This window comes from Sporolactobacillus mangiferae (assembly GCF_023336505.1).
GTDB classification, from domain to species: domain Bacteria; phylum Bacillota; class Bacilli; order Bacillales; family Sporolactobacillaceae; genus Sporolactobacillus; species Sporolactobacillus mangiferae.
The window spans coordinates 264,862-289,956 of record NZ_JAMAST010000001.1; the positions used below are offsets into that span (position 1 = coordinate 264,862).

At 45.2% G+C, this 25,095-nt stretch carries 21 protein-coding genes and 1 pseudogene; 1 reads left to right on the forward strand and 21 read right to left on the reverse strand.

Annotated elements, in window-relative coordinates; genetic code table 11:
• Positions 1–169: 169 nt before the first annotated feature.
• The 15 genes from M3N64_RS01330 to citZ form a co-directional block, all read right to left on the reverse strand.
• Positions 170–997, reverse strand: a complete 828-nt coding sequence (locus M3N64_RS01330; RefSeq protein ID WP_249096056.1) for a putative sporulation protein YtxC — start codon at positions 995–997, stop codon at positions 170–172.
• Between the two features lie 137 nt (positions 998–1,134).
• Positions 1,135–2,067: a primosomal protein DnaI gene (dnaI, locus tag M3N64_RS01335; RefSeq protein ID WP_249096059.1), complete on the reverse strand. Its 933-nt coding sequence runs from the start codon at positions 2,065–2,067 to the stop codon at positions 1,135–1,137.
• A gap of 67 nt (positions 2,068–2,134) precedes the next feature.
• The gene (locus M3N64_RS01340) at positions 2,135–3,514 is read right to left on the reverse strand and encodes a replication initiation and membrane attachment family protein (RefSeq protein WP_249096062.1); all 1,380 of its coding nucleotides are present in this window, start codon (positions 3,512–3,514) and stop codon (positions 2,135–2,137) included.
• A 68-nt stretch (positions 3,515–3,582) separates the two neighbouring features.
• Entirely contained in the window at positions 3,583–4,062 is a 480-nt protein-coding gene (nrdR, locus tag M3N64_RS01345; protein ID WP_249096065.1) for a transcriptional regulator NrdR, read from the reverse strand.
• A gap of 86 nt (positions 4,063–4,148) precedes the next feature.
• Positions 4,149–4,748 (reverse strand): dephospho-CoA kinase, encoded by a 600-nt coding sequence (gene coaE / locus M3N64_RS01350; protein WP_249096066.1) that lies wholly within the window; start codon positions 4,746–4,748, stop codon positions 4,149–4,151.
• Positions 4,745–5,584, reverse strand: a complete 840-nt coding sequence (gene mutM / locus M3N64_RS01355) for a DNA-formamidopyrimidine glycosylase (RefSeq protein WP_249096078.1) — start codon at positions 5,582–5,584, stop codon at positions 4,745–4,747. Before mutM ends, coaE begins: the two co-directional genes overlap by 4 nt.
• 51 nt (positions 5,585–5,635) lie before the next feature.
• Complete coding sequence (gene polA, locus M3N64_RS01360) at positions 5,636–8,266, reverse strand: DNA polymerase I (RefSeq protein WP_249096090.1); 2,631 nt, start codon at positions 8,264–8,266, stop codon at positions 5,636–5,638.
• Between the two features lie 264 nt (positions 8,267–8,530).
• Positions 8,531–10,213 (reverse strand): two-component system histidine kinase PnpS, encoded by a 1,683-nt coding sequence (gene pnpS, locus M3N64_RS01365; protein ID WP_249096091.1) that lies wholly within the window; start codon positions 10,211–10,213, stop codon positions 8,531–8,533.
• Positions 10,214–10,217: 4 nt separating this feature from the next.
• Complete coding sequence (locus M3N64_RS01370) at positions 10,218–10,913, reverse strand: response regulator transcription factor (RefSeq protein WP_249096093.1); 696 nt, start codon at positions 10,911–10,913, stop codon at positions 10,218–10,220.
• Between the two features lie 69 nt (positions 10,914–10,982).
• Positions 10,983–11,738: a phosphate ABC transporter ATP-binding protein PstB gene (pstB, locus tag M3N64_RS01375; protein WP_249096879.1), complete on the reverse strand. Its 756-nt coding sequence runs from the start codon at positions 11,736–11,738 to the stop codon at positions 10,983–10,985.
• Between the two features lie 76 nt (positions 11,739–11,814).
• The gene (gene pstA, locus M3N64_RS01380) at positions 11,815–12,699 is read right to left on the reverse strand and encodes a phosphate ABC transporter permease PstA (RefSeq protein WP_249096096.1); all 885 of its coding nucleotides are present in this window, start codon (positions 12,697–12,699) and stop codon (positions 11,815–11,817) included.
• Positions 12,696–13,658 carry a phosphate ABC transporter permease subunit PstC gene (pstC, locus tag M3N64_RS01385; RefSeq protein WP_249096098.1) on the reverse strand — a complete coding sequence of 321 codons (963 nt, stop codon included), beginning with the start codon at positions 13,656–13,658 and terminating at the stop codon, positions 12,696–12,698. The genes pstA and pstC overlap by 4 nt, the downstream gene beginning before the upstream one ends.
• A gap of 133 nt (positions 13,659–13,791) precedes the next feature.
• A complete protein-coding gene (locus M3N64_RS01390) occupies positions 13,792–14,721 on the reverse strand; it encodes a phosphate ABC transporter substrate-binding protein (RefSeq protein ID WP_249096100.1) in 930 nt (309 codons plus the stop codon).
• 894 nt (positions 14,722–15,615) lie between these two features.
• Positions 15,616–16,884, reverse strand: a complete 1,269-nt coding sequence (gene icd / locus M3N64_RS01395; RefSeq protein ID WP_249096103.1) for an NADP-dependent isocitrate dehydrogenase — start codon at positions 16,882–16,884, stop codon at positions 15,616–15,618.
• A 57-nt stretch (positions 16,885–16,941) separates the two neighbouring features.
• A complete protein-coding gene (citZ, locus tag M3N64_RS01400; RefSeq protein WP_249096106.1) occupies positions 16,942–18,057 on the reverse strand; it encodes a citrate synthase in 1,116 nt (371 codons plus the stop codon).
• Between the two features lie 253 nt (positions 18,058–18,310).
• Between citZ and ytvI the strand changes: the two genes are divergently transcribed.
• Positions 18,311–19,450, forward strand: coding sequence for a sporulation integral membrane protein YtvI (gene ytvI / locus M3N64_RS01405; RefSeq protein WP_249096115.1), 1,140 nt, complete (start codon positions 18,311–18,313; stop codon positions 19,448–19,450).
• 11 nt (positions 19,451–19,461) lie between these two features.
• Here ytvI and M3N64_RS01410 read toward each other — a convergent pair whose 3' ends face one another.
• The 6 genes and pseudogenes from M3N64_RS01410 to accD all read right to left on the reverse strand — a co-directional run bounded on the left by M3N64_RS01410 (position 19,462) and on the right by accD (position 24,943).
• A complete protein-coding gene (locus M3N64_RS01410) occupies positions 19,462–19,863 on the reverse strand; it encodes an FxsA family protein (protein WP_249096118.1) in 402 nt (133 codons plus the stop codon).
• A gap of 9 nt (positions 19,864–19,872) precedes the next feature.
• Positions 19,873–20,298 (reverse strand): acyl-CoA thioesterase, encoded by a 426-nt coding sequence (locus tag M3N64_RS01415; RefSeq protein WP_249096120.1) that lies wholly within the window; start codon positions 20,296–20,298, stop codon positions 19,873–19,875.
• 351 nt (positions 20,299–20,649) lie between these two features.
• Positions 20,650–22,086, reverse strand: a pseudogene (gene pyk / locus M3N64_RS01420) (pyruvate kinase); the annotation flags it as partial.
• Positions 22,087–22,107: 21 nt separating this feature from the next.
• A complete protein-coding gene (gene pfkA / locus M3N64_RS01425) occupies positions 22,108–23,067 on the reverse strand; it encodes a 6-phosphofructokinase (RefSeq protein ID WP_249096127.1) in 960 nt (319 codons plus the stop codon).
• 8 nt (positions 23,068–23,075) lie between these two features.
• Positions 23,076–24,083 (reverse strand): acetyl-CoA carboxylase carboxyl transferase subunit alpha, encoded by a 1,008-nt coding sequence (gene accA, locus M3N64_RS01430; protein WP_249096132.1) that lies wholly within the window; start codon positions 24,081–24,083, stop codon positions 23,076–23,078.
• Positions 24,083–24,943 (reverse strand): acetyl-CoA carboxylase, carboxyltransferase subunit beta, encoded by an 861-nt coding sequence (gene accD / locus M3N64_RS01435; protein ID WP_249096133.1) that lies wholly within the window; start codon positions 24,941–24,943, stop codon positions 24,083–24,085. The genes accA and accD overlap by 1 nt, the downstream gene beginning before the upstream one ends.
• Positions 24,944–25,095 lie beyond the last annotated feature (152 nt).

Here is a 25,095-nt window from a genome sequence, read left to right on the forward strand (position 1 = left end):
GGTCATGAATCACACGTTCACCGAGGTCATCGGCACATGATATATAATTGGTGATTTGGTAATGTTTTTTCCAAATGTCATCATTTCCGATGACCTCCTTTCATTCATTTACTTTCTTATTATAAATGGTAAATATTTCATTGTAAACCCTTTTTAGAAAGATGGGTACTCATTGCATAATCCGATTCTCGCTCGTCATCCGCAAAGATGAGTGAACAAAACAGACACGATCTTCAAACACATGATGCAGTGTCTTCATTACCCCGGAGTCCGGCCGATTCGTATACACAATGACTTGTTTCGGAGCAAGCGCAATAAGTGAAAGTACAATGGAGGGCTCAGCCTCAATACCCCATTGCTTCAGGAGCGGATAGAATGACCGCACCGACTGCATGTTGCGGATCAGGCGATGGCGATCATCATACAGTCTGAATGGATGTTCATCATAAACTTCGATTTTTTCACAAAGTGGTTTATAAGCTCTGATGATGCGTCTCAGCTTGTCTACAAAAACCTGATACTCCTGTTCAAGTTTATATTCATCAATTGCCACTTCAACAAATCGTCGCAGTGCCTCTTTATAAGCGGTCAGCCGAAAACGAATGATCGAAGCGAATGAAAATGAATGATGTTCATGTAACATTCCTTCAAGTGATTCCATAATCGTCTCACGTCTGTCCTTCAGTACTTCAATCTGCGGCAAATCATTTTTTTCGCCGGCAAAAATTGCCGACACAATGTTTAAAATGGCGACCTGTTCCTCAGGATCCGTAAAATAGTAGAATTTTTCAATAATTTCCATGATCCATTTTTTTTCATAAAGGTCGATAATATAACGAGTAATCAGCTGCGCAAACTCCTTAAAGTCTGCTGTTTTCTCAGGAAAAACGGCAAGTCGGTTATTGATTTGCAGGACACCGTTCAATTGTCTGAATGAAGAAGGCAGTCTTCGATAAAAGTCCGCCGCCTCCTGCTGTGTATCAAACTCAATTTCCAATGGTCCATCCTCCCCGTCCCAACTTATATAAGAACTATATGGGCGGAGGTTCACATTCATGCGTTCATTTCATTATTTTTTGCATGCAGATCGGCAAATCTGAATGTCGCATATCCAGTTGCCTGTAATCATCATGATCAGCGGCGATTCTCGCCTTCCATCTTCACCAATTTTGTAAAATGCCTGATTCGTTCCATCAGCCTTTTCGCTTTCACGTGCTCAACACCGCTTTTCTGTGAATAAGAAAAGTGATCTTCTAATTCATCATAGTTAAAGTTTGACGTGTACAACGTAGGAAGATGATCCATCATCCGATATTGCAGAATGCTGCCCAGCACTTCGTCGCGCACCCACGGAGTAATCGTTTCAGCGCCGATATCATCGAGAATCAGCACAGGCGTCTTTTTCAGAACATCAAGCTTAGCGTCAACTGTATTATCCTGAATTGCTCCTTTGATTTCTCTGAAAAAGTCGGGAACGTAGACAATTAATGAAGCAATATGCTTTCGCCTGGCCAGTGCATTCATAATTGCGCCCATTAAAAACGTTTTGCCGATTCCGAATTGCCCGCAAAGATAAAGCCCCTTTGTCTGCAAAGGGTTCTCCAGATATGCTTTAACAAAATCGCCGGCCGCAACGATCGCATCTATTCGCCCACTTTCACGTTTGTCAATCGAACCAAACGTTGCGCTTAAAATATCCATAGGCACATAATAACTGCGAATCAGCTCACTTTGGCGGCGTCTTGCTTCCCGCTCCGCAAGCAAAGGACAGGGCGAAAAGGTCAGGGAAGGCGTTCCCTTATCATTCATCAGTTCCGGCCGATAACCTTTCATCATATTCGGGCATTGATCAAGACCCGGACAACGCGTACAGTGATCCCGCTCCTGAACGAACTGATAAATTCGTGACTGACTTCTCACCCATGCATCGGCGTCAATATTCGGATTTTTTTCAGCAAAATCTCGGACGGCAGGATGCCTGTGAAGTGTATTCGTCAGCTCTTCCCATTGTGCCTGCATCTTATTTCCCGCCCGTAAATCATTAAAGAACGAATGGATCGGTTTCATCTCCATCCCCCTTTCCCATACTAAGGAACCATCATTGAAAATTCGGTTTCGGCCAGCTTCTCTTCACTCAGATATTCTTCAGGTAATCCTCAAGCCATTTTACGCGCTGTTCCACTGCTTCATCGTCCTCACGGGATTTCGGCTCGGCCTGTTCCGGCTTATTCATCCATTCAGGTATAATTTCATGATGTTCGTTTTGGGCAGTCTTTCTTTTTTGCCTTGTTTTATTCTGTGAGGCTTGCGAACGATTTTGGATTTGCGCCCGTTTTTTCTGTTCCTCACGCGCATACACCATTGCCCCGCGAACTGTTCGAATATTTGCACGTGCCCATTGTGCCGCTACTTTCTCAACGAAAGATTTGTTCAGGTTATGGTCGTTAATCTGTGAAATGTAATCGATGAGCACATTGATCACGCCGGGATTAAGCTGGGTATCAAACATTAAATTTTCGACCAGACGCAAATCAGGGGCAGCCGGCCTGCTTCCCCCGCCCAGTGCTTCAAGAAGCTGATAAGGAGAGTTCCGTTCATACCAGGCAATCAGTTTCTCTTCTTCGGTTTCCGGCTTTTTCTCGTCGAGTTCGCGATCTTTCGCCGGCTGCGTGCGTTCATATAATGCTGGGAGCTCGTCCGGTCCATGTTCAAGCAAATAGAAATCACGCACTTCTTTTCGCAAGGTCTCAATATCAATGGTCCCGGTATGAAGCGCAGCCGCCTGAACCGCCCGGCTCATATCAAACGGTTCGAGCTGATAGACAAACGAAAGCTTGTCAATGGCAAGACGAACTTCTTCAGTAAGTGCGTCTTCGTCAACAATGGCATCCGACAGGTAGACAAGCATTTTCTTAAAATCAAAGTGATTTCGGAAGCCAACACCCGGTGCCTCCGAACGAAAAGACGTATCGCCGGAAGAAGCTTCCATAAGCCGCTCCTCAGCAGATTCCGCCGAGGGAAGTGACTGAAAAACATCGTCAAAACATACAGATATTTCGTCATATCCCTCTGTGTCCATCGATGATTCCGTAAACATTTGGATCAATCGTTTATATTCCCTCGGCCCAACCTGCCGATACAAAAACAGATTTAAACAACCGTCATTAAAGAACTGGTTCGGCGTAAGCGGCGGTTCAAGGCGATAGACAAATTGGCCGGGAGCGGATTCCTTTTTTTTAAAGGTGTGCAGCAGGCCGATTGCCTCAAGTTTTTTCCTTGAGAGGAGAATGCGATCCAGTGGAAGATTCATTGCCCCCATCAAATGATGGTGCGTAAAAAATGCTTCTGAATCACTAGCTTCCTGCCAAAACGTAAAATACATGCTTACTGCCTCAAGGCCAACCAGAGGCTGGTAGAGACACGTAATCACTCTTTGGTCAAAAGAGTGAAGCAGCCCATGTATCTGAACACGATAATGATCTCCGGGAAGGACTTCTTTCCATGACTGCAGCATTTTCTCCCCCCATTCTGCGTAGCTCATGCAAAATCAAGGACCATGCATGATCTGCATGCCTTGATCGTTTACTTTTTGCTGTTTTTCTCTTTTTCCAGCTGATCTTTAAGTTCCTGAATTTTCTTTGCGAAGACATTAAGATCCGTAAACTGCCTGTATACCGAAGCAAAACGAACATAGGCAACCTCATCGACTTTCGCCAATTCATTCATTACAAGTTCGCCGATCTCGTGGCTTTTGACTTCTGAACGTCCTTCATCGCGAAGCTTCTTTTCCACATCATTTGCCAGCTGTTCCAACCGTTCGAGCGGCACCGGGCGTTTCTCGCATGCCCTGATCAGACCGCGCAGCATTTTTTCATGGCTGAACGCCTCGCGGTTATCCCCCTTTTTAACCACAACAAGCGGTGTCTGTTCCACTTTTTCAAACGTGGTAAAACGAAAATGGCATAACTCGCATTCTCTTCGTCTTCGTATTGCCCGTCCGTTGTCAACAGGACGGGAATCAAGCACTTTCGTTCCCATTTGTTTACAGCTTGGACAGCGCATTTCTCTCACTCCATTTGCTGTTTTCGTTAAGCTTATTGTATCCTACTGGACTACAGAAGAAAAGCTGCATGAACGGTTGCCATGACTCACGGCATAAGCAACCATTGCTGAAGAAGCCTGCGCAATTGAATCTCTGTTTTCTTCACCGTCCCGTTATTATCAATAACAGCATCCGCACGTTTTACCTTGTCTGAAAGCGGCATTTGCGAAGCGATCCGCGCCCGTGCCTGTTGTTCGGTTAACTGATTGCGTTCCATTAATCGCTTAAGCTGATTTTCTTCTGATACAGCTACGACAATAATTCTGTCTGTCCACCTGTCCAGCCCGCTTTCAAACAGTAGAGGTATGTCTAAAAAAACCGTCTTAATCCCCTTTTGGACGAGCAGATCCAATTGCTGCAGCATACGCGCACGGATAAGCGGATGGAGCAGGGCGTTTAATTTTTTCAGCTTCTCGCTGTCCTGAAAAACAACGGAAGCAAGCAGACGGCGATTCAGTTCGCCAGTCGGCAAAATCATCAATCGTCCGAACTGTTCAGCAATCTGACTGAGTGCCGGCTGACCCGGAGCAACCACCTCACGCGAAATCTGATCAGCATCCAGAACCTTATAGCCGTGTGCCTTCAACCATTGCGACACGGTACTCTTTCCACTGGCAATGCCGCCAGTCAGCCCGATTTTCATCATGTTCTGTCAGTTTTACGCTGGCACACCGGACAAAAATGCGTGCCGCGTCCCCCCACTTTTATTTTTTCAATCAGCGTTCCGCAGCGCACACATGGTTCTTTTGAGCGGCCGTATACCTTGAGCTGCTGCTGGAAGAAGCCTTCCTGGCCCTGGCTGTTCACAAATGTTCGAATCGTGCTCCCGCCAAGTCTGACTGCCTCGCTCAGCGTGTCCACAATGGCTTGTCTCAGCCGCTCCAACTGTTTCAGTTCAAGAAAACATGCAGGTACCAACGGGTGGATGCCTGCCCGGAACAGCGATTCATCGACGTATATATTCCCGAGTCCTGCAACGACCGTTTGATCAAGCAGCACTTGTTTTACGCAGCGCTTTGTTTTATGAAAAGCAGCCTCCAGGTAACCGGCAGTAAGGTTTGGGGAAAGGGGCTCCGGTCCCAGTTTCGAAAGCGGTAAGTGTTTGTATTCTTCGCCCTCTCTGAACAGGTGCATCGTTCCGAATTTACGTACATCGCGATAGCGCAGTGCCGTTCTGTCTGTAAAGTGGAAAATCACATGAGTGTAGACATCAGTTGGCTCCTGTTCGGGATCAAGATGGTATCGTCCTTCCATTCTTAAGTGAGAAACAAGAACAAGGTCGTCAAAATGAATCAGCAAGAATTTACCGCGCCGTTGCACATCGCGCAGCGTTTTGCCGATTAAGGCATACTTAAATTGGCTTATATCATTCGGGCGGCGGATAATGTTCGGCCAGCGTACCTCGACCTCCTTCACCGTTTTCCCTAAAGCAAGCATTCTCAATGTTCGTTTCACTGTTTCCACTTCGGGCAATTCTGGCAATGCGCTTCCCCCTAATGTCGTTCAATCATCGTTTGGCTACTTTGCTCTCTCTTATTTTGCTTCATACCAGGTAGGCCCAAAAGATGTTTCTACCTTTAGTGGTACATTCAGTTTAACCGCATGCTCCATAACGTCCGTCACGAGCTGTTGCATGATCTCCAGTTCCTGTTGCGGAACCTCAAATATTAATTCATCGTGTACCTGAAGGAGCATACGTGAAGACAATTCTTCTTCTTTAATACGCTGATCCATAATCAGCATCGCTTTTTTAATGATATCTGCGGCGCTTCCCTGAATAGGCGTATTCATGGCCGTCCGTTCCGCAAAACTCCGGCTGTTAAAGTTTCGGCTCTTAATATCCGGCAAATAGCGGCGGCGATGAAGCAAGGTGGTGACATACCCGTCGGATCTGGCCTTTTTGACGATTTCATCCATATATCGGCGAACGCCCGGATAACTCTGCAAATATTTATCAATAAACAGAGCCGCTTCTTTTCGGGTAATACCCAGATTCTGTGACAGACCGTAATCACTGATTCCATAAATAATTCCAAAATTAACCGCCTTGGCATGACGCCGCATGAGTGGCGTCACATCTTTTTCTTCAACACCGAAAACATCCATGGCGGTTTTTGTATGGATATCCATCCCGTCAATAAAAGCATGCTTCAGGTTTTCATCATCTGCAATGTGAGCAAGCACCCGTAGTTCAATTTGCGAGTAGTCTGCAGAAAAAATCTGCCATCCCGCCTCGCTTGGCAGGAAGGCCTTGCGGATTTTTCTCCCCTCTTCAAGACGGATTGGGATGTTCTGAAGATTAGGGTCGTTTGAACTGAGTCTTCCGGTTTGTGTCAGCGCCTGATTATAGCAAGTATGAACACGTCCTGTCTTTGGGTGAATCACCTTGAGCAGACCCTCAACATAGGTCGACTTTAATTTCCCAAGCTGGCGAAAATCAAGAATTCTGCCGACAATTTCATGCCTGCTGCGTAATTTTTCCAAAACATCGGCAGCCGTTGAATAGCCTGTCTTCGTCTTTTTGATTGGCGGCAGCATCAGTTTTTCAAACAGAATTTCACCGAGCTGTTTGGGTGAATTGATGTTAAAAGGAACCCCTGCCATTGCATAGATCTCCTGCTCAATCACGTCCAACGTCTGATCCAGTTCCCTGCCCATCGCTCTCAGCGTTTCGCCGCTTGCCTTAATACCCAGATACTCCATTTTCGCGAGTACACGTGCAAGTGGCAATTCAAGATCAAACAGCAGTTCTTTTTGCTGATTGGCTTCAAGTTCCTTAATCAGTTTTGGTTCCAATTGCAGCAAGGCAGCCGCTTTGCTGCCCAGATGCCGCGCTTGTCCGTCTCCATCGGGCACTTTTCTTTTGGCCCCTTTCCCATAGAACTGATCATCAGTTTCGATGGCGGGCAAGCCGCGTTTTGCTGCCAATTGCGCCAGGTCCTGGCCCGCTTCAGAAGGATCGATCAGATAGGTTGCCAGGCGAACATCAAAGACAATGCCTTTCAGTGAAATGCCGCGCCATTTCAAAGCAACTTCTGACTGTTTGCTGTCCAGCAACACTTTTTTCATCCTCGGATTTTCCAGCCATTTTCGAAAGCGCAAATCTTCCAGCGCATTTTGCGTTTGAATAAAAAAGGTTCCGGCGCTGTTTGAAACTGAAAAACCGTTGATCTCGGCGTAATGATAATTTTCATCCAGCATCTGAACAATGAGCGCACTTGGAGAAGTCAGCTGTTCTTCCCTGAATTCAGTTACTGTTTCAACGAAAATTTTTTCTGCCCGCAAGTCAGATTTATGTGTATCCGGGATCTCCAGCTTGTCAAGCAGGGACTGAAAACCAAGTTCCCGGAAAAAATCGATTAGCTGGTCGGAAAATTCATGTGCATAGACACATGAATCCAGCGTGATGCCGACCGGAGCGTCACGATCAATGGTAGCTATTTTTTTGCTTAATAATGCCTGGGCTTTATTGGTTTGCAGCTTTTCCTTCAGTTTAGCTCCGGAAACCTCTTCAATACGATCATATACGCCTTCGACAGTGCCGAACTGTTTTAACAATTTGATTGCTGTTTTTTCTCCGACACCGGGAACGCCAGGAATGTTATCCGATGCATCGCCCATCAGACCTTTTAAATCAATGACTTCTGCTGGACTGATTCCGTAACGTTCACGAACCTGATCAATATCATAGTCAACGACATCAGTAATTCCCTTACGGATCAGTGAGACGCGGATTCCTTCGTCAACAAGCTGCAGATAGTCCTTGTCTCCAGTTACGATACGGACATCATACCCATCAGCATGCGCTTTGCGTGCCAATGTACCGACAATATCATCCGCTTCATAGTGATCAAGCTCATAATGTTTTACTGCCATCGCATCAAGAAGCCGGTGAACAAGCGGAAACTGCTGGGACAGCTCCGGCGGTGTCTTTTGACGTCCACCCTTATATTCTTTGTATGTTTCATGCCGGAAGGTCATTTTCCCTGCATCAAACGCGACCAGCAGATGCGTTGGCTGCTCTTCTTCGATCACCTTCATGAGCATCATAGTAAATCCATATACCGCGTTCGTATACAGCCCCTGATTATTGCTGAGCAGAGGCAGAGCAAAAAACGCACGGTAGACTACATTATTTCCATCAACTAAAACAAGTTTTTTCATAGAATCCTCCTGAAACTAGAGGTTTGGCAAGGCCATGTTTTTCTAATCATTGATTTGAACGCGTCATAAAGAAAACCTGCGTTGCTTTCAGGCACTGTTAAACTTTGCTGATGTTACGGATCATTTTTCAACCGTTTACTGAGTTCAAGGTACAAACAAAGGTCCCTCATATTCCAGCAAGCAGATGCAGGACTGATCCGTATTAAACAACAAAACAATTCTTTAACATAGCCTATTTTAAAGCAACACAGGTGATTTATCCAATCAAGAATGTCTTTTCTTAAATGTAATAGTAAATGTCGATCCTTTTCCCGGAGTACTTTTCACATGAATCTGCCCTTCATGTGCTTCAACAAGATGCTTGACAATGGCAAGACCCAAACCGGTTCCCCCGGAATCTCTGCTCCTTGCCTTATCAATGCGGTAAAAGCGCTCAAAGATTCGCGGAATCTCTTCTTTTTCAATGCCAATGCCTGTATCTGCAATGACAAGATCCGTTTTCTGATCGTGTTCCCTGACGCTCACGGTGACAGTGCCATGCTCCGGGGTATAAGCAATTGCATTGGAAATGAGATTGATCATTATCTGACGGATGCGAAAGGTATCACCGGAAACGACCCCTTCACTGCCTTCTGTCAGTTCCAGCTTAATATTTTTCGCTGCCGCTTTTTCTTTCAGCATCAGCACAACGCTTTTTGCAATGTTCCTCAGGGAAACGAATTCCCACTGGATTGCAAAATGCGCACGCTCAATTTTTGACAGTTCAAGCAGATCATTGATCAAGCTCTGCAGACGCCTTCCTTCATGCAGCATGATGTGCAGAAACTGCTTTTCCATCTCTTTATCTTCACAGGCACCGTCAAGCAATGTTTCTGTAAATCCAATCAGTGAAGTAACCGGCGTCTTTAATTCGTGTGATACATTGGCAACAAAATCCTTACGCATATTTTCCAGATTTTTAATTGTACTGATATCATGGAAAACAACTACGATACCGCGGACTTTCCTGCGTTTATTCAAAATCGGTGCACAGGACACATCAAAATGTTTGCGCTCTATATGTACGGGAAGCTGCAGCTGCCGTACCAGTTTCTGTTTCGTTCGAAAGACCTCATCGATCATTTGACGGACTTCTTCATAAGGCACGGCTTCATGATAGTCCGCCAATTCCCAATGCGTTGCCTGTGTCTGAAAATCCTCTTTAAAAGTTTTGTTTACATAGTTGATTCTTCCGACCCCATCAATAAACAAAAGCCCGTTGCCAATATTCTCAATTAATGTCGTCATACTGTCCTGCTGTCTGGAGTACGAACGATTCAGTTCATGCATCACATTCGACATTCGATTCATCGCCAGATTAAGACGAAGTACGCTGTCACGCTTCACCTGCTCCGACGCAATCATATTATAGGAGCCTTCGAGCAGATTTTCAGCCATCCGTGCTGCAAATCGAATAGGCCGCGAATAAGAATGCACGAGTACATCGCGATATACAAGCAGGACAATACCGGAAGCTATTATAAAGACATAGATCATGCCTAATCCGACCACAACAGATTTTTGACCCGTGAGCTTCACATAGCCGGCAGTTTTCCCATTCGTCTTTAATGCATTTATGTATACAAAAGAATCACCTGACTGGTTTGCATACATCACGCGGTCAAGTGAAGTCTCTTTCTCACCGCCGGTTGAATAGGATAACTTTTTGTTCTGATTATATACAGAGATGCGAACCCTTTCCTTTTTCGCATAACGCCCCAGAACTGACTCTAATTCGTGAGTATGCACGGTGGTTCCTTTTTGAACAACGATTGCTTCAACAGTCCGTGCACGAGACTCCATTGCAAGACGATCATTATGCAGAAGAGCCAACTGGACCACTTCGTTTAAGACAAAAACAATGAAGAATAGGCAGGCAAGTACAAATGCCCAACGTATCCAGATCATTTTGTCAAACTTTTGGCTCTTCAAGTTTATAACCCAACCCCCGCACTGTTTTAATATAAACTGGTTTTCGTGTGACATCTTCAATTTTATCGCGAAGATGGCTGACATGCACATCGACAATACGTGTATCACCGGCAAAATCATAATTCCAGACCGCATTAAGCAGCTGTTCTCGTGTCAGAACACGCCCTTTATGCTGCATCATATAAACAAGAAGTTCAAACTCCTTGGGTGTCAGTACCATCTCTTCACCCTTGAATGTCGCTTCGAAATTATTCGGATAAACCTTCAGTTCCCCAATGGACAGCACTTCATTCTGTTCCTGTTTGCCCAGGTCCGTCCGTCTTAATATTGCCTTGACACGTGCAACCACTTCGCGTGGACTAAATGGTTTCGTCATATAATCGTCAGCGCCTAATTCAAGTCCAAGAATTTTGTCAAGCTCATCATCTTTCGCGGTCAACATGAGTATCGGGATAAAGAATTTCTCCTGCCGAAGTTGCTTGCATACATCCATGCCGTCCATTCCCGGAAGCATCAAATCAAGTACAATTAAATCCGGACGATTATCTTTCGCCAATTTAAGTGCATCCGTCCCGTTCGTTGCTGTCAGTACCTCATAGCCGCCTTTTTTCAAGTTAAAGGAGAGCAGTGTCACAATGGACGGCTCATCATCAACGACCAGAATTTTTTTTGCCAATTCATCCACCCCTTACTGCTCTCTATATCATAACATTCAGTATAATCATTGCATTTAATTGCATACAGATCAACCAAAACGTCCCGAAATGTAATCGGAAGTGCTTTTTTTCTCAGGATTTGTAAACAATTTCCTTGTTTCTCCAAACTCAACCAGTTCGCCCTGATAGAAAAAGGCCGTAAAATCCGCAATTCTGGCTGCCTGCTGCATGTTATGCGTAACAATAATAATTGTATAACTGTTTTTAAGCTCAAGTAAAAGTTCTTCAATCTTTGAACTCGACACCGGATCAAGTGCAGATGTAGGTTCATCGAGTAGAATAACATCCGGTTTAAGCGCAAGCGCGCGGGCAATACACAGTCTCTGCTGCTGCCCGCCGGAAAGACTGGTTGCTGAGCGATCCAGACGATCCTTTACTTCATCCCAAAGTCCAACCTGTTTCAGGCAGTCCTCAGTCGCTTTTCTCAGCGTTTTTTTGTTGCGTACGCCAGCAAAGCGCAGCGGTAATTGAATATTTTCACTGATGGATTTTGGGAATGGGTTCGGCTGCTGGAAAACCATGCCAATCTCTTTGCGAAGCTGAACCACATCCACTTTCGGATTAAGGATATTGACATCCTTGTAGCTGATGGTACCTTCACAACGTGCAGATGGAATCAAATCGTTCATTCGATTGATTGTTCGGATAAACGTTGATTTCCCGCATCCGGAAGGTCCGATCAACGCTGTAATCGACTTTTCGTGAATAGGCAGATTCACATCTTTCACTGCATGATTGTCTCCATAATAAATATCAACATGTTCCACATTAATCTGTATCGGCATTTCTTTATTGACCGTATTATTATTTGCAAAGGTCACAATATTGTTTTCCATTTGTATCATCATTCATTCCTCCTGCTTATTTGCCTGAAAATTTTTGATCAATGACTTTGCCAAGCATCCTGGCAATTAGATTGAATATGAGCACACTGATGACAAGAACAGCGGCTGATCCGTTGGCAATCGTTTGTACATCCGGCATAATACCGCCTGTATTTACAGCCCAAATATGCACTGAAAGCGTCTCGGCTGAGCGGAAAATATTAAGCGGTGAATTCGGAGCCGCCGGATTCCAGTTATTAAAATCCAGATCCGGTGAAGAGAGACCGGCTGTAAATAAAAGTGCGGCAGATTCGCCGAACACTCGGCCGGCAGACAAAATAACGCCAGTAAGAATGCTTGGAAATGCTGCAGGGAGCAGGATGGTTTTGATGGTATGCCAGCGCGTCAGGCCAAGAGCGAGCCCGCCTTCTTTTTGATGGCGGGACAGTGCGCGGAAACCGTCTTCTGTAACTCGGACAATGACTGGAAGATTAAAAACCGTCAACGCAAGTGCACCGGATAATACCGAATATTTTAATCCAAAATAATTCACAAAGATAAGCATACCGAACATACCCACAACGATAGACGGAAGTGAAGCAAGAACTTCAACGCAAGTACGGATAAATGAAGTCAGTCTGCCCGGTTTAGCATATTCAGCAAGGTAAATACCGCCACATACACCGATCGGAACTGTCAGCAACATGGTGATAACCAGTACATAGAAAGAATTCCACAGCTGATCTTTAATACCGCCGCCGGCTAAGAACGGGCTTGCTGACGTTGTAAGGAAATGCCAGGAGATACTGGTTACACCTTTAACCAAAATATAGCCAAGCATGGAAAGCAGGATTGCTGCCATCGCAGCTGCGCATAAAAAAATGACGGACAGTGCGATCCGATTCGTCACCTTGCTGTTCATCTGCTTTCACCCCTTTTCCCCAGAAAACGAATGATGACAATAAAAACATATGAAATAAGTAAAAGGATCAAGCCAAGTGACCACAGAGCATCGTTTAACAGACTCCCGGTGGTTGTGTGCCCCATACTTAAAGTAATGATCGTTGTCAATGTGGCTGAGGGATCCAAAATGGACTTGGGAAGATCTCTCGCGTTTCCAATCACCATCTGAACGGCAAGAGCTTCACCGAACGCTCGGGACATACCTAATATAATTGCTGTCAGCAAACTGGAACCTGCGGCAGGGATGACAACACGCCAGATCGTCTGCCATTTCGTTCCTCCAATTGCGAATGATGCCTGTCTCAGCGAATCAGGAACAGCGCGAAGACTGTCCGCCGCAATACTGGCCACAGTCGGCAAAATCATGATACCTACAACAAATGCTCCGGCTATCAAATTAAATCCAGTCCCGCCGAAATGCTGACGCAGGAAGGGAACGACAATCGAAAGGCCGATAAGTCCATAAACAACGGAGGGGATACCAACCAGAATTTCAATGACCGGCTGCATCACCTTTGTTCCCCATTTTTTGGCAATTTCCGCCATAAATACAGCGGTTCCGATCGCGATGGGGGTCGCGATCAAAGCAGCAAGAAAAGTAACCGCCAGCGATCCAAAAATAAATGGAAATGCACCGAAAGTCGGATTTTTTGTGCGGTCCGGATACCACTCGGTCCCTGTAATAAACGTCCAGAAGTTAAGGTGATCAACAACAAACGAGCGCAGACCTTGTATTGTTAAAAACAATGTGATCGCAACAACAGCAACAATCATAAGCAGCGCGCTGCTGTAAATGATTACTTTTCCCCTGCTTTCACTTGCGCGATCCGTAAATCGTCCAAAAAAGCTTTTTTCATTAATTAATTTTGATTTTCCCTCAGATGCCGGTGCCGCATCATTTAAACTGCCGACTTTCATCCTCACACCTCATTTTACAGTTATTCAAAATGCTTATATGGCGACAAGCGGGATGTATCTTACGATCCCGCTTTAGCCGCCATTAGACTTTTCAACTCTTATTTAACTGACGCATTGATTTAATATGCGTTTTTTATTTATCCGTTTGTTTGCCTTCAGCATCACGTTGAACCTTCATGTCTTTTACAGAAAGGTAACCTTGAGCAGGAACGTCTTTGGTTTGTACTGCATCACTCATCATAAAGTCAAGGAATGCCTTAACCAGTTTTGAAGGTTCACCTTTTGTGTACATATGTTCATATGCCCACACTGGGAATTTTCCGGATGCTACGTTATCTTCTGATGCATCAACGCCGTCAATGGAAAGTTTAACAACTGAATCATCATTTGCTGTGAAATAAGAGAGTGCCATATAGCCGATTGCGCCAGGAGTTTCAGAAATAATTTTCTTTACAGTATTCGTTGAATCCTGAGTAATCCCTTCAGCAGGTGTCTTATTGTCAAGTGCAAACTGATCGAATGTAGCGCGTGTACCAGAACCGTCTGGGCGGTTAACAAGAGTAATCTTCTGGTCTTTGCCGCCAACTTCTTTCCAATTCTTTACTTTGCCAGTAAATACATCCTGAAGATCTTTCTTTGAAAGATTCTTTACTCCAGCTTTCGGATTTACTGCGGCAGTCATGCCGACTACAGCAACCTGGTAATCCTTGAGTGCCTTTGCATCAATGTTTGATTTACTTTCTGCAAATACGTCGGACATACCAATGTCAAAATTGCCCGCCTGAACTTCACTTAAACCGGTACCACTGCCGCCGCCCTGAACCTCGATTTGAACATCAGGATTCTTTTCCATGAATTCCTTTGCAACCTGTGCAGCCAGTGGCTGAAGTGCAGTTGATCCGCCGATTGTAATTTTACCGGACAGGGCTTCAGATGAACTGGAGTCCTCTTTAGAAGAACTGCTGCTGTCTGATGAACCGCTCCCGTTTCCACATCCGCTAAGGATGAGTGTTAATGAAAGGACAAGAGCAAGTCCAATCGCAAGCAAGTTTTTCTTTTTCATAAGAATATTTCCCCCTCAGATTGTTGAGTCACCTTATTTCATTTTCAATATTAAGGCTCGACTTTTAAAGCGATATAAACGAATTGTAAAGGTTTTGTAAAGACGCTTTTTGTCGAAGCACCGTACATTATTGTTTTTCCCTGGTTTTTGTGCATGGTCAGACTGATTTTTTTGTCCATGCATAACTATTATTTATCGCCAGCATCAAGATCATGCATAAGTCCTCGAAGCAGCAGACATCCTTTGAAGATCTTTGTATTCAGTCATTGTACTTATGCTGAGCATTGTTTTGATACAGGGCAAAACCATATACTTTATCTGTTAGAAAGACCAGGCATAGCCCGGTCCTTACTTCCGCACGATGCGGTGGCTTCCGCGTTGTGCACAGGACGTACTTTCACAGGACGTGATGGCTTTCGCGTTGCATACAGGACGTACTTTCACAGGACGTGATGGCTTTCGCGTTGCATACAGGACGTATGCGCCCTTAGCGAAAGTTCCTTTATAATTATTGAAAGTTCCCTTACATTATTGAAAGTTCCCTTACATTATTGAAAGTTCCCTTACATTAGTGGAAGTTCCTTTTCAACCATCGAAAGTTCCTTATAGTTATTGAAAATTCCCTACGTTAGTGGAAGTTCCTTTTACTCTATAATCGAATTGGGTTCGTGTCTTTATGGTACTGAATCGGCACTTCAGTTGCTCGCCTGCCGCGGGTGCACCGCGAGCCGCCTCGGACAAGCTGGAATCTGCGGAGTCTCGCTGGCATCTCGCGCTTTCGTATCTGGCTTACACTTTATGCTTAGCTAAAATACTTTCAAGCGTATAAAAAAGAAGGACCTAAGGCCATTACCTTTAGGTCCCTTCCAGCTATTACTTTTGTGATCTGTCTTTTTACAAATTACAAATTAATGCATCAGCAAACTCCGAACATTTAACTTCAGTAGCATGATCCATCAATTGTGCAAAATCAAATGTGACTATCCCGTTTGCAATTGTTTTCTCGATTGCATGAATAATCAAGTTCGCCGCTTCATGCCAGTTTATATGTTCCAGCATCATCACACCGGAAAGAATCAATGAACACGGATTTACTTTATCAAGTCCCGCAAATGATGGGGCGGTCCCATGTGTCGCTTCAAATAAAGCGGTACCTGTTACAAAATTAATATTGGCTCCCGGCGCAATACCAATACCGCCAACCTGAGCCGCAAGCGCATCGGAAATATAATCTCCATTCAAGTTCAGCGTAGCAACAACATCATAATCCGCTGGCCGGATGAGAATCTGTTGCAAAAAATTATCCGCAATCACATCTTTGACTATGATCTTTCCAGCATCCACTGCCTTGCTTAATTCATGCTCCGCCGCTTCCTTTCCACTTTCTGATGCGATTTTGTTATATTGATTCTGAGTAAATATATGATCTGGAAACTCTCGTTCAGCAAGCGCATAGCCCCACTTCTTGAAAGCACCTTCAGTAAATTTCATGATATTGCCTTTGTGAACAAGCGTCACGCCCTTCCTGCCCTCATGGATCGCGTAACGGATGGCCGCGCGTACCAGCCGCTCGGTGCCTTCTTTCGACACGGGTTTGATGCCAATTCCGGATGTTTCCGGGAAACGAATGCTCCCGACGTGCATTTCATCCTGAAGGAAACGAATAACTTTTTTGGCTTTCTCAGATTCTGCGGCAAACTCAATGCCTGCATAAATATCCTCGGTATTCTCCCGAAAGATCACCATATCCACTTGTTCCGGATGTTTGATCGGCGAAGGAACACCCGCAAAGTATCGTACAGGACGCAGACAAGTAAACAGATCGAGCTGCTGTCGAAGTGTCACATTCAGCGAACGGATGCCCTCGCCAACCGGTGTTGTTAACGGCCCTTTAATCGCAATTCTATATTCTCTGATCGCATCCATCGTCTCCTGAGGCAGCCATTCCCCGCGCAGATCAAAAGCTTTCTGCCCGGCATAAACCTCTTTCCAGACAATCTCTTTCTCTCCCTTGTAGGCGTTTTCAACAGCGGCTTGAAAAACACGGGAAGCCGCCCGCCATATATCCGGACCGATTCCGTCTCCTTCGATGTAGGGTATAATTGGATGATTTGGAACGATTAGCTGACCGTCTCTTACGTTGATTTGTTCTCCTCTTGACACAACGATACCTCCATCTTCTCATGATCTCATATAGATTTGATGATTGATGACGAGCGCTCAGCGCTGCTCAATCGGGACAATGCGTCTGAGCTTTGGACCATTATACTCAGCACGCGGCCGAATCAACCGGTTTCCATTATATTGTTCCATAATATGCGCGGCCCATCCTGAGGTTCTGCTGATCGCAAAGACAGGTGTAAACAAATCATGATCAATGCCAAGTAAATGATAGAGCGTCGCTGAATAGAAATCTGTATTCGGCAAAAGCCCTTTTTTCTCGCGAATGATTTTTTCCATTTTTTCAGACATGTCATAATAATGGCGGTCGCCCCGATGATCGCTGATCTTTTTGGCCATTTCTTTTAATATTCTGGCACGCGGATCACCGTTTTTATAAACGCGATGCCCAAAACCCATAATTTTTTTCTTCTTCTCAAGTGCATTCGCCACATAATCTTCTACCCATTCAATCGATCCAATGCGCGTCAGCATGTTCATGACCTGTTCGTTTGCCCCTCCATGAAGCGGCCCTTTCAATGCACCGATCGCTGATGTAATTCCCGAATACATATCTGAGAGTGTCGCGACACACACACGTGCCGTAAATGTTGAGGCATTCAATTCGTGATCGGCATGGAGAATAAGCGCTTTATCAAACATACGTGCCTCCGCATCAGGCGGCAGGCTTCCTTTCAGCATATAAAGAAAATCGGCCGCATAGCCAAGCGCCCTGTTGGGAGAAACTGGGCTTAACCCCTTTCGAATACGCGCGAAACCAGCCACCAGTGTTGAAATTTGTGCCTGAATCCGAATTGCCTTCTCTATATTCGCTTCCCGGCTCATCTGTTCAGCGTTTGGATCATAGATTCCAAGATTCGACACAGCGGTCCGAAGCACTGCCATAGGATGAACAATATCTAAAGGAAATTTCTTAATCATTTCAAAGATTTCATCTGGTACCTCCGCATGCTCAGCAAGTGCCTGCCTGAACGATTTAAGCTGCCGCACTGAAGGCAGTTCACCATACCACAGCAAATAAACAACCTCTTCAAAAGTCGCCGTTTCGGCCAAATCCTGAATTCTATAGCCGCGGTACGTCAGCACGTCATCTCTTATTGAACTAATTGCTGACGTCGTTGCAACAACACCTTCCAATCCCCTCGTTGTCGTCAAAGTCATTCCCTCCTTAAAAGCGCCGTTCTGTTTCCGATGTTTTTAAATCATTTCTCTTCATCATTTGGAAGCAAGTTACAGGATCAAAAGCGGATCGACAGGCTGTTTCTTTTTTACTCAGCTATCGTTATTTTGATTATATCTGCTTGCAGAGGCTTTGTGAATAAAATCTCTCTATTCGTTCGTTTATCTCCTCTGTTGCGTTCTATTCATGCCTTGTCCGCATAGGATGAATATAAGGTGGGGATGGGACATGAATTCACAGGAAACACGACCATTCATAGCTGGTCTGATGATTTTATTACGTGCCCTCGTCGTTATGGCTGCAATGGCATTAATTGTGGCCACTTTGCTGCTCGCAGTTCGTTACGCACTGCCTTTCCTGATTGCTTGCGTGCTCGCTTTCTTCATCAATCCCATCGTTGTTTTTATTGAAAAAAAAATAGGATTGCCCCGAGGAGCAGCGTCATTTGTTGTCCTTTTTTTCTTTTTTTCTCTTTCTATCAGTATACTTTTATTTATCGTTATCGCTGTCACCCGGGGCATATCTTCTTTTTCTCGATCGATTCCTGATGAAATTCAAGTATTGATTGGCGATATACAAACCTTCTTTTTTTCAAAACTGCTTCCGTCATGGGAACAAGCCATGCATATTTTCTCCGGACTTCCGGAAGTTCAGCAAAAAACAATTCAACTTAATATCGAAGGCATGGCAGGTACACTTGTTGATTTTGTCAACGATTTTGCCGGCCAGCTGCTGTCTCATCTGACACAATTCGTTGCCACTTTGCCGGATACATTGATTTCAGCTATATTTATTTTCCTGGCTTCTTTTTTTCTGTCAAAGGATTCCGAACAGATTAAACGACGTTTCCACGCATTCTGTGATCGTTATCCAACCGGAAAATTGATTGACCACGTACTCTCGGAGCTGAAAAAAACGTGCATTGGGTTTGTACGCGCCCAGTTTTTGCTCGTCTTTATGACAATGCTGCTCATCTATACAGGACTGCTGGTTTTACGTGTGCCGCATCCGCTGACCATTTCCCTTGTCACCGGGGTTATCGATTTAATCCCCTATTTGGGCACAGGCGTTATTTTCATTCCCTGGATTCTCTATCAGTTCTTCACGCATCATTACTTTTTCACCATATGCCTGTCCAGTCTGTACATTGCGGCAATCATCCAGAGGCAGCTTATGGAACCAAAAATTTTATCAATGGCAATCGGCATTGACCCGCTGGCATCGCTGATATCCATTTACTTTGGTTTTCGCTGGATTGGCCTTCCCGGGATCATCATCGGTCCATTGACTCTCGTTGCGATTAAAACCTTGCATCGCACAGGCACCTGGCAGACAATATGGCAATACATCACTGGAAAAAAAGTATAACACACCAATCGTTAATGCCTTCTGAATAAGAAAAGAGAAAGGCTCCCATCGCTCAGCCGCCTGCGTATCCATTTTTTGATAAAAACAACCATTTTAACTCTTACTGACGGGACAAGAAGCAACACACCAAGTAAATCACTGATCAGTCCCGGACTGCACAGCAACAACCCGCCTAAAAGCAGACATGCCCCGTCAAGAAGCTGTTCGCCCGGTATTCTCTTCATTCTTAACTCATCTCTGATACGATTAAGAAGAGCAAGACCTTGACGCAGCACCATCCAAATGCCAATGACCATCGACAGGAATACAATTAAAAATAATTGAAGAGCACCAATCCGCCCGCCAACATAAATCAGTACGCCTGTTTCTGCGAAAACATAGAGAAGCAGCAAAAGCAGCACTTTTTTTATCATGGCTGCACCTCATTGCGTCCGCTTGAGTGCGTTTACAATCAATGAGTGCAATTGCGGATTTTTGCGCCTTATCGAAACCGGGCGCAGATTTGCATCTGTCCAGCAATGCATACTTGATCCGTCTGCCAGCAGGCAATGGTCGCTTTCCCTGAATATTTTATAATTGAAAGTCATTTTAATGCTGTCATATGAAGCAATGGATGTCTCCACGATAAGCGAATCATCGTAGTATGCGGGAGAATGATAGTGTACTTCGACACCGAGTACCGGCATCATCAATCCGTCCTCCTCAATTTTCCTGTATGGGATACCTGCCTGGCGTACGAATTGCGTGCGCGCAATTTCAAAATAAATGACGTACTGACTGTGATGAACTATACCCATTTTATCGGTTTCATTATAACGAACAGCAATTTTTGTCGTGCATTCGTTCATTTCGGTTACACCCCAAAGTTAAAATTTATTTTTGAGAAATTTCCGCTTGTTTACGTTCCTCAGATCGTGATTGTATCGATTACTCCGCCTGGAGATGCTTCTTTAACTGACAAAAAACATTTTTCTGTTAACAAGCGAATATTAAAGAGAAGGCACAAAAAGCAGCGAACTTATACTGCGCTTAAGTTGCCCGCACCAGCAGGGATTTCCGCGGAGTCCATTACCCGCAACCTTAATCCCAAAACATATGTAATTTTAAAGGGTGCCCCATTGTCAATAGACTTTTGAGACACCCTCTTATCATAAACAATACAATGCAAGAATAAAAATAAATCGTTCAGATCATCAAGCCTGAGTCAGCACTTCGCCAACTTTATGCACACGCATGATATTGGTCTTGCCGGATGCTGCAACAGGAAGGCCCGCAGTAATGACAACAAGATCACCGTCGTTGACAAGACCCGTCTTCTTGCCGCTGTCAACAGCAATTTCGAACATTTCATCCGTTGTTTTTGCGCTTTCGCTCAGCACCGGTGTTACGCCCCATGCCAGGCACATTTTATTGGCCACACGCTCAGAATTCGTTACAGCAATGATTGGTGCTTTCGGACGATAGTGTGAAACGACACCTGCCGTATAACCGCTCACCGTAGAGGTGATAATTGCACCGACTTCCAGATTCAATGCCGTATGGGCAACCGCTTCGCCAATGGCAGCCGTAACCGTCGGTTCACTGGAATCGCTCAATTTCTTAAGTATGCCTTTATAATCGAGAGCTGATTCTGCTTTCAATGCAATGTTTTTCATCGTCGTCACTGCTTCAACCGGCCATTTACCAGATGCTGATTCGCCGGACAGCATGATTGCATCCGTACCGTCAAAAATTGCATTCGCCACGTCACTGGCTTCAGCACGTGTACAGCGCGGATTGCGGATCATTGAATCAAGCATCTGTGTCGCTGTGATGACCGTCTTGCCCGCTTTATTGCACATCTTGATCAAGCGTTTTTGTACGAGCGGTACATCTTCCGGCGGAATTTCAACACCAAGATCGCCACGGGCAATCATCAGGCCATCAGAAACTTCAAGGATTTCCTCGATGTTGTCAACAGCCTCCTGGCTTTCAATTTTAGGGAAGATGTGCACATCATCGGCACCATGCTCCTTGCACAGGTTACGAATATCCAGAACATCCGAAGCATGGCGAACAAAAGAAGCGGCAATGAAATCAATACCTTCGCCGATGCCAAAAACAATATCGTCCGCGTCCTTTTCTGTCATACCAGGGAGCTTAATGCTGACATTGGGAACAATAATGCCTTTTTTGCTCTTCAAAACGCCGGTGTTAAGAATTTTGTTATGAATCAGTCCTGCTTCTTTGTCGATGCCTGTAACTTCAAGCTCAACCAGGCCATCGTCAATCAGGATTTTCGAACCTACACTGACATCATTGATCAATTCAGCATAAGTAATGGAAAATTTTTCTGCCGTTCCGGCAACTTCAGTAGTTGAAATATCAACGTTCTTGCCTTCTTCGAGTAAAACCTCCGGAGTAGCCATATCGTGTGTGCGAATTTCCGGCCCCTTCGTATCAAGAAGGATGCCCACTCTTTTTCCGGTGATTTTCATTGCTTCGCGAAGATTAAGCACTTTTTGGTGATGCTCTTCATGATCACCATGTGAGAAGTTGAAACGCGCAACATTCATACCCGCATTGATCATTTTAACAAGCGTATCCACCGTGTCACTTGATGGTCCCAGCGTACAAATAATCTTTGTCTTTTTCATTAAATAGTTCCCTCCGGCATTTTATATGGATAAAACTTTTGCTAACTGATATAAGTTTTCGTTAAACTCATGCTTTTTAGTGAGCAAATCGAGAATATCATGAGCAACAATCTGATTATTCTGGATCGCAATCATTTTGCCCTTGTCACCGCTAAGGAGCAAATCAACGGCTTTATTGCCCATCCGCGCCGCGAGCACGCGATCAAAAGCAGTAGGCGCACCGCCACGCTGAACGTGTCCGAGAACCGTCACACGCGTGTCCATATTCGCTTTGTCCTTGATTGCCTTGGCAACTTCGTCCGCTCTGCCTACGCCCTCCGCAACAACAATTATATTGTGCTTTTTGCCGCGTTCAATTCCGCGATTCAGGCGCTCAACAATGGTATCAAGATCTTCCTTCGATTCAGGGATGAGAATCGATTCGGCACCGTCGGCAAGCCCGGACCACAGAGCAAGATCCCCGCATCCCCGGCCCATTACTTCAATAATGAACCGTCGCTCATGAGACGTCGCTGTGTCACGAATTTTGTCAATTGCATCAATAATCGTGTTCAGTGCCGTATCAAAGCCTAAAGTGAAATCAGTGCCCGGAATGTCGTTGTCAATAGTGCCGGGGATGCCGATAGTGGGAAAGCCAAGCTGGGTCAGTTTGACACCGCCCATAAAAGAACCGTCTCCGCCAATGACAACAAGTCCCTCAATGCCGAATTTTTTCATTTGCTTAATCGCAGTGGCTCGTCCTTCTTCGGTCTTGAATTCCTCGCAGCGGGCAGTATAAAGTATGGTGCCACCACGTTGCACGATGTCACCGACATCCGATACTTCCAGTTTTTTAATGTCTCCGGTAATTAAGCCCTTGTAGCCATGATAAATACCGTAAACTTCAACGCCGCGATAAATGCCCGATCTTACAACTGCACGGATCGCAGCGTTCATACCCGGAGCATCACCGCCACTCGTCAGCACACCAATCTTTTTCATCACAACAATCACCTCATTTTATTATCTCTGTTATTGCCTTTCTGGTCGGATTGATTTCCCTGGACGGTCTCATAATCGCCGATTGCGCGATACTTGGTCAAACGCTGTTGACGAATCTGCTCAGCAGACAGCGGACTTAACTCTTTCAACGAATCAATAAGTGCCTGATCTATAATTTCTGCCTGCTTCCCCGGGTCATGATGAGCACCGCCCAAAACCTCCGGAATCAGTTTATCAATAATACCAAGTTTTTTCAAATCGGAACCGGTTATTTTCATCGTCTTCGCGGCAACTTCCGCTTTACCGGCATCCTTCCATAAAAGTGCCGCTGCTCCTTCGGGAGAAATCACTGAATACCATGAGTTTTCCAGCATCAGAATCTGATTGCCAACGCCAATCGCCAGCGCACCACCACTTGCACCTTCACCAATGACAACACAAATGACAGGAACAGACAACCACGACATTTCAAAAAGATTCCGGGCAATCGCTTCACTTTGCCCACGTTCCTCGGCAGCCTTTCCTGGAAATGCCCCTTTAGTATCAATAAAGGTAATAATCGGTCTGCGAAATTTTTCAGCCTGCTGCATCAGACGCAGCGCCTTACGATAGCCTTCCGGGTGAGGCATGCCGTAATTTCGCATGATATTCTCTTTGGTATCACGTCCACGCTGTTCCCCGATAACCGTCACCGGGCGTCCGTGGAATTTTGCAATTCCAGCGACAATCGCCGGGTCATCGCCATAAAGGCGATCGCCGTGGCATTCGACAAAATCGGTAAAGAGAAGCGGGAGGTAATCCAATGTTGTCGGACGATTCAACTTTCTCGCAACGCGAACACGTTCCCACGGGGTCATGCTGCCGTAGGTCTCCTTTTCGAGATCCTTCAACCGTTCCTGCAGATGATTCAATTCGTCAGAGAGATCAATGCCCTTCTCGTCCATAAACGTCTTCAGCTCGGAAATCTTCTTTTGAAGTTCAAAGATCGGCTTCTCAAAATCAAGTTCCGGTCCCATTATCCCTCGACACCTCCTGCCGCATGGATTGACAAAATCCGACTGAGCACATTTCTCAGTTCAGAACGTGGAATCACCTGATCGAGTTGACCGTGCTTCAATAAGAATTCCGCTGTCTGAAAATCTTCGGGTAACTTTTCGCCAATTGTCTGCTCAATGATCCTGCGTCCGGCGAATCCGATTAACGCCCCGGGTTCAGCAAAGTTGTAATCACCGAGCGACGCAAAACTTGCTGAAACACCACCAGTCGTCGGATGAGTCATAATCGAAATATAGAGTCCGCCGTTTTTGCTGAACGTTTTTAATGCCGCACTTGTTTTCGCCATCTGCATTAAACTGAGCACACCCTCCTGCATGCGTGCCCCTCCGGATGCAGAGAATATAATGACTGGCAACCCATTTTGATCTGCATATTCGACAAGCCGCGTCAATTTCTCGCCAACGACCGAACCCATACTGCCCATGCGAAATCCCTTGTCCATAATGGCAACGGCAGTTTCATATCCTTCAATCATGCCCTTCCCGGTCCAGACCGCCTCGTTCAGTCCTGTTTTTTTTCGATCCGACTCCAGCTTGTTGAGATAGTTGGGGAACTGGAGTGGATTGAGTGAAACCATATTTCTGTCAAATTCCACGTATGAATTCTGGTCGAACAGCATTTCTGCACGGACCTGTGCACTGATTGGATAGTGATATCCGCAGGATTGGCAGACAAACAGATGTTTCTGCAGTTCTTTGACATACATGATTTTTTTACACTTTGGACACTTACGGACAATGCCCTCGGGAACATCCTGCCTCGCTTTCGCGGAGGGGACTGTTGCGTACTTTTTTTTCTTAGTGAAAAAGTCCTTCATCAAGTATATCACCCTCTTACTTTGTCAAAACTTTTAATTCATCTTCCTTGTAAACCTGTCACTTTTTCTTCACGCATAATTCATGAAATCGTTGATAAATGGTTTCAATCATTGCTAAAAAAATTTCACATTAACGGATTTAATGCAGAAAACTG

Bases quoted from the DNA above. Each gene is read 5' to 3' on its own strand.
- dnaI (WP_249096059.1), bottom strand. From the start codon at position 2,067: ATGAAACCGATCCATTCGTTCTTTAATGATTTACGGGCGGGAAATAAG.
- M3N64_RS01340 (WP_249096062.1), bottom strand. From the start codon at position 3,514: ATGCTGCAGTCATGGAAAGAAGTCCTTCCCGGAGATCATTATCGTGTT.
- nrdR (WP_249096065.1), bottom strand. From the start codon at position 4,062: ATGCGCTGTCCAAGCTGTAAACAAATGGGAACGAAAGTGCTTGATTCC.
- coaE (WP_249096066.1), bottom strand. From the start codon at position 4,748: ATGATGAAAATCGGGCTGACTGGCGGCATTGCCAGTGGAAAGAGTACC.
- polA (WP_249096090.1), bottom strand. From the start codon at position 8,266: ATGAAAAAACTTGTTTTAGTTGATGGAAATAATGTAGTCTACCGTGCG.
- pnpS (WP_249096091.1), bottom strand. From the start codon at position 10,213: ATGATCTGGATACGTTGGGCATTTGTACTTGCCTGCCTATTCTTCATT.
- pstB (WP_249096879.1), bottom strand. From the start codon at position 11,738: ATGCCGATACAGATTAATGTGGAACATGTTGATATTTATTATGGAGAC.
- pstA (WP_249096096.1), bottom strand. From the start codon at position 12,699: ATGAACAGCAAGGTGACGAATCGGATCGCACTGTCCGTCATTTTTTTA.
- pstC (WP_249096098.1), bottom strand. From the start codon at position 13,658: ATGAAAGTCGGCAGTTTAAATGATGCGGCACCGGCATCTGAGGGAAAA.
- M3N64_RS01390 (WP_249096100.1), bottom strand. From the start codon at position 14,721: ATGAAAAAGAAAAACTTGCTTGCGATTGGACTTGCTCTTGTCCTTTCA.
- ytvI (WP_249096115.1), top strand. From the start codon at position 18,311: ATGAATTCACAGGAAACACGACCATTCATAGCTGGTCTGATGATTTTA.
- M3N64_RS01410 (WP_249096118.1), bottom strand. From the start codon at position 19,863: ATGATAAAAAAAGTGCTGCTTTTGCTGCTTCTCTATGTTTTCGCAGAA.
- M3N64_RS01415 (WP_249096120.1), bottom strand. From the start codon at position 20,298: ATGAACGAATGCACGACAAAAATTGCTGTTCGTTATAATGAAACCGAT.
- pfkA (WP_249096127.1), bottom strand. From the start codon at position 23,067: ATGAAAAAGATTGGTGTGCTGACGAGTGGCGGTGATGCTCCGGGTATG.
- accA (WP_249096132.1), bottom strand. From the start codon at position 24,083: ATGGGACCGGAACTTGATTTTGAGAAGCCGATCTTTGAACTTCAAAAG.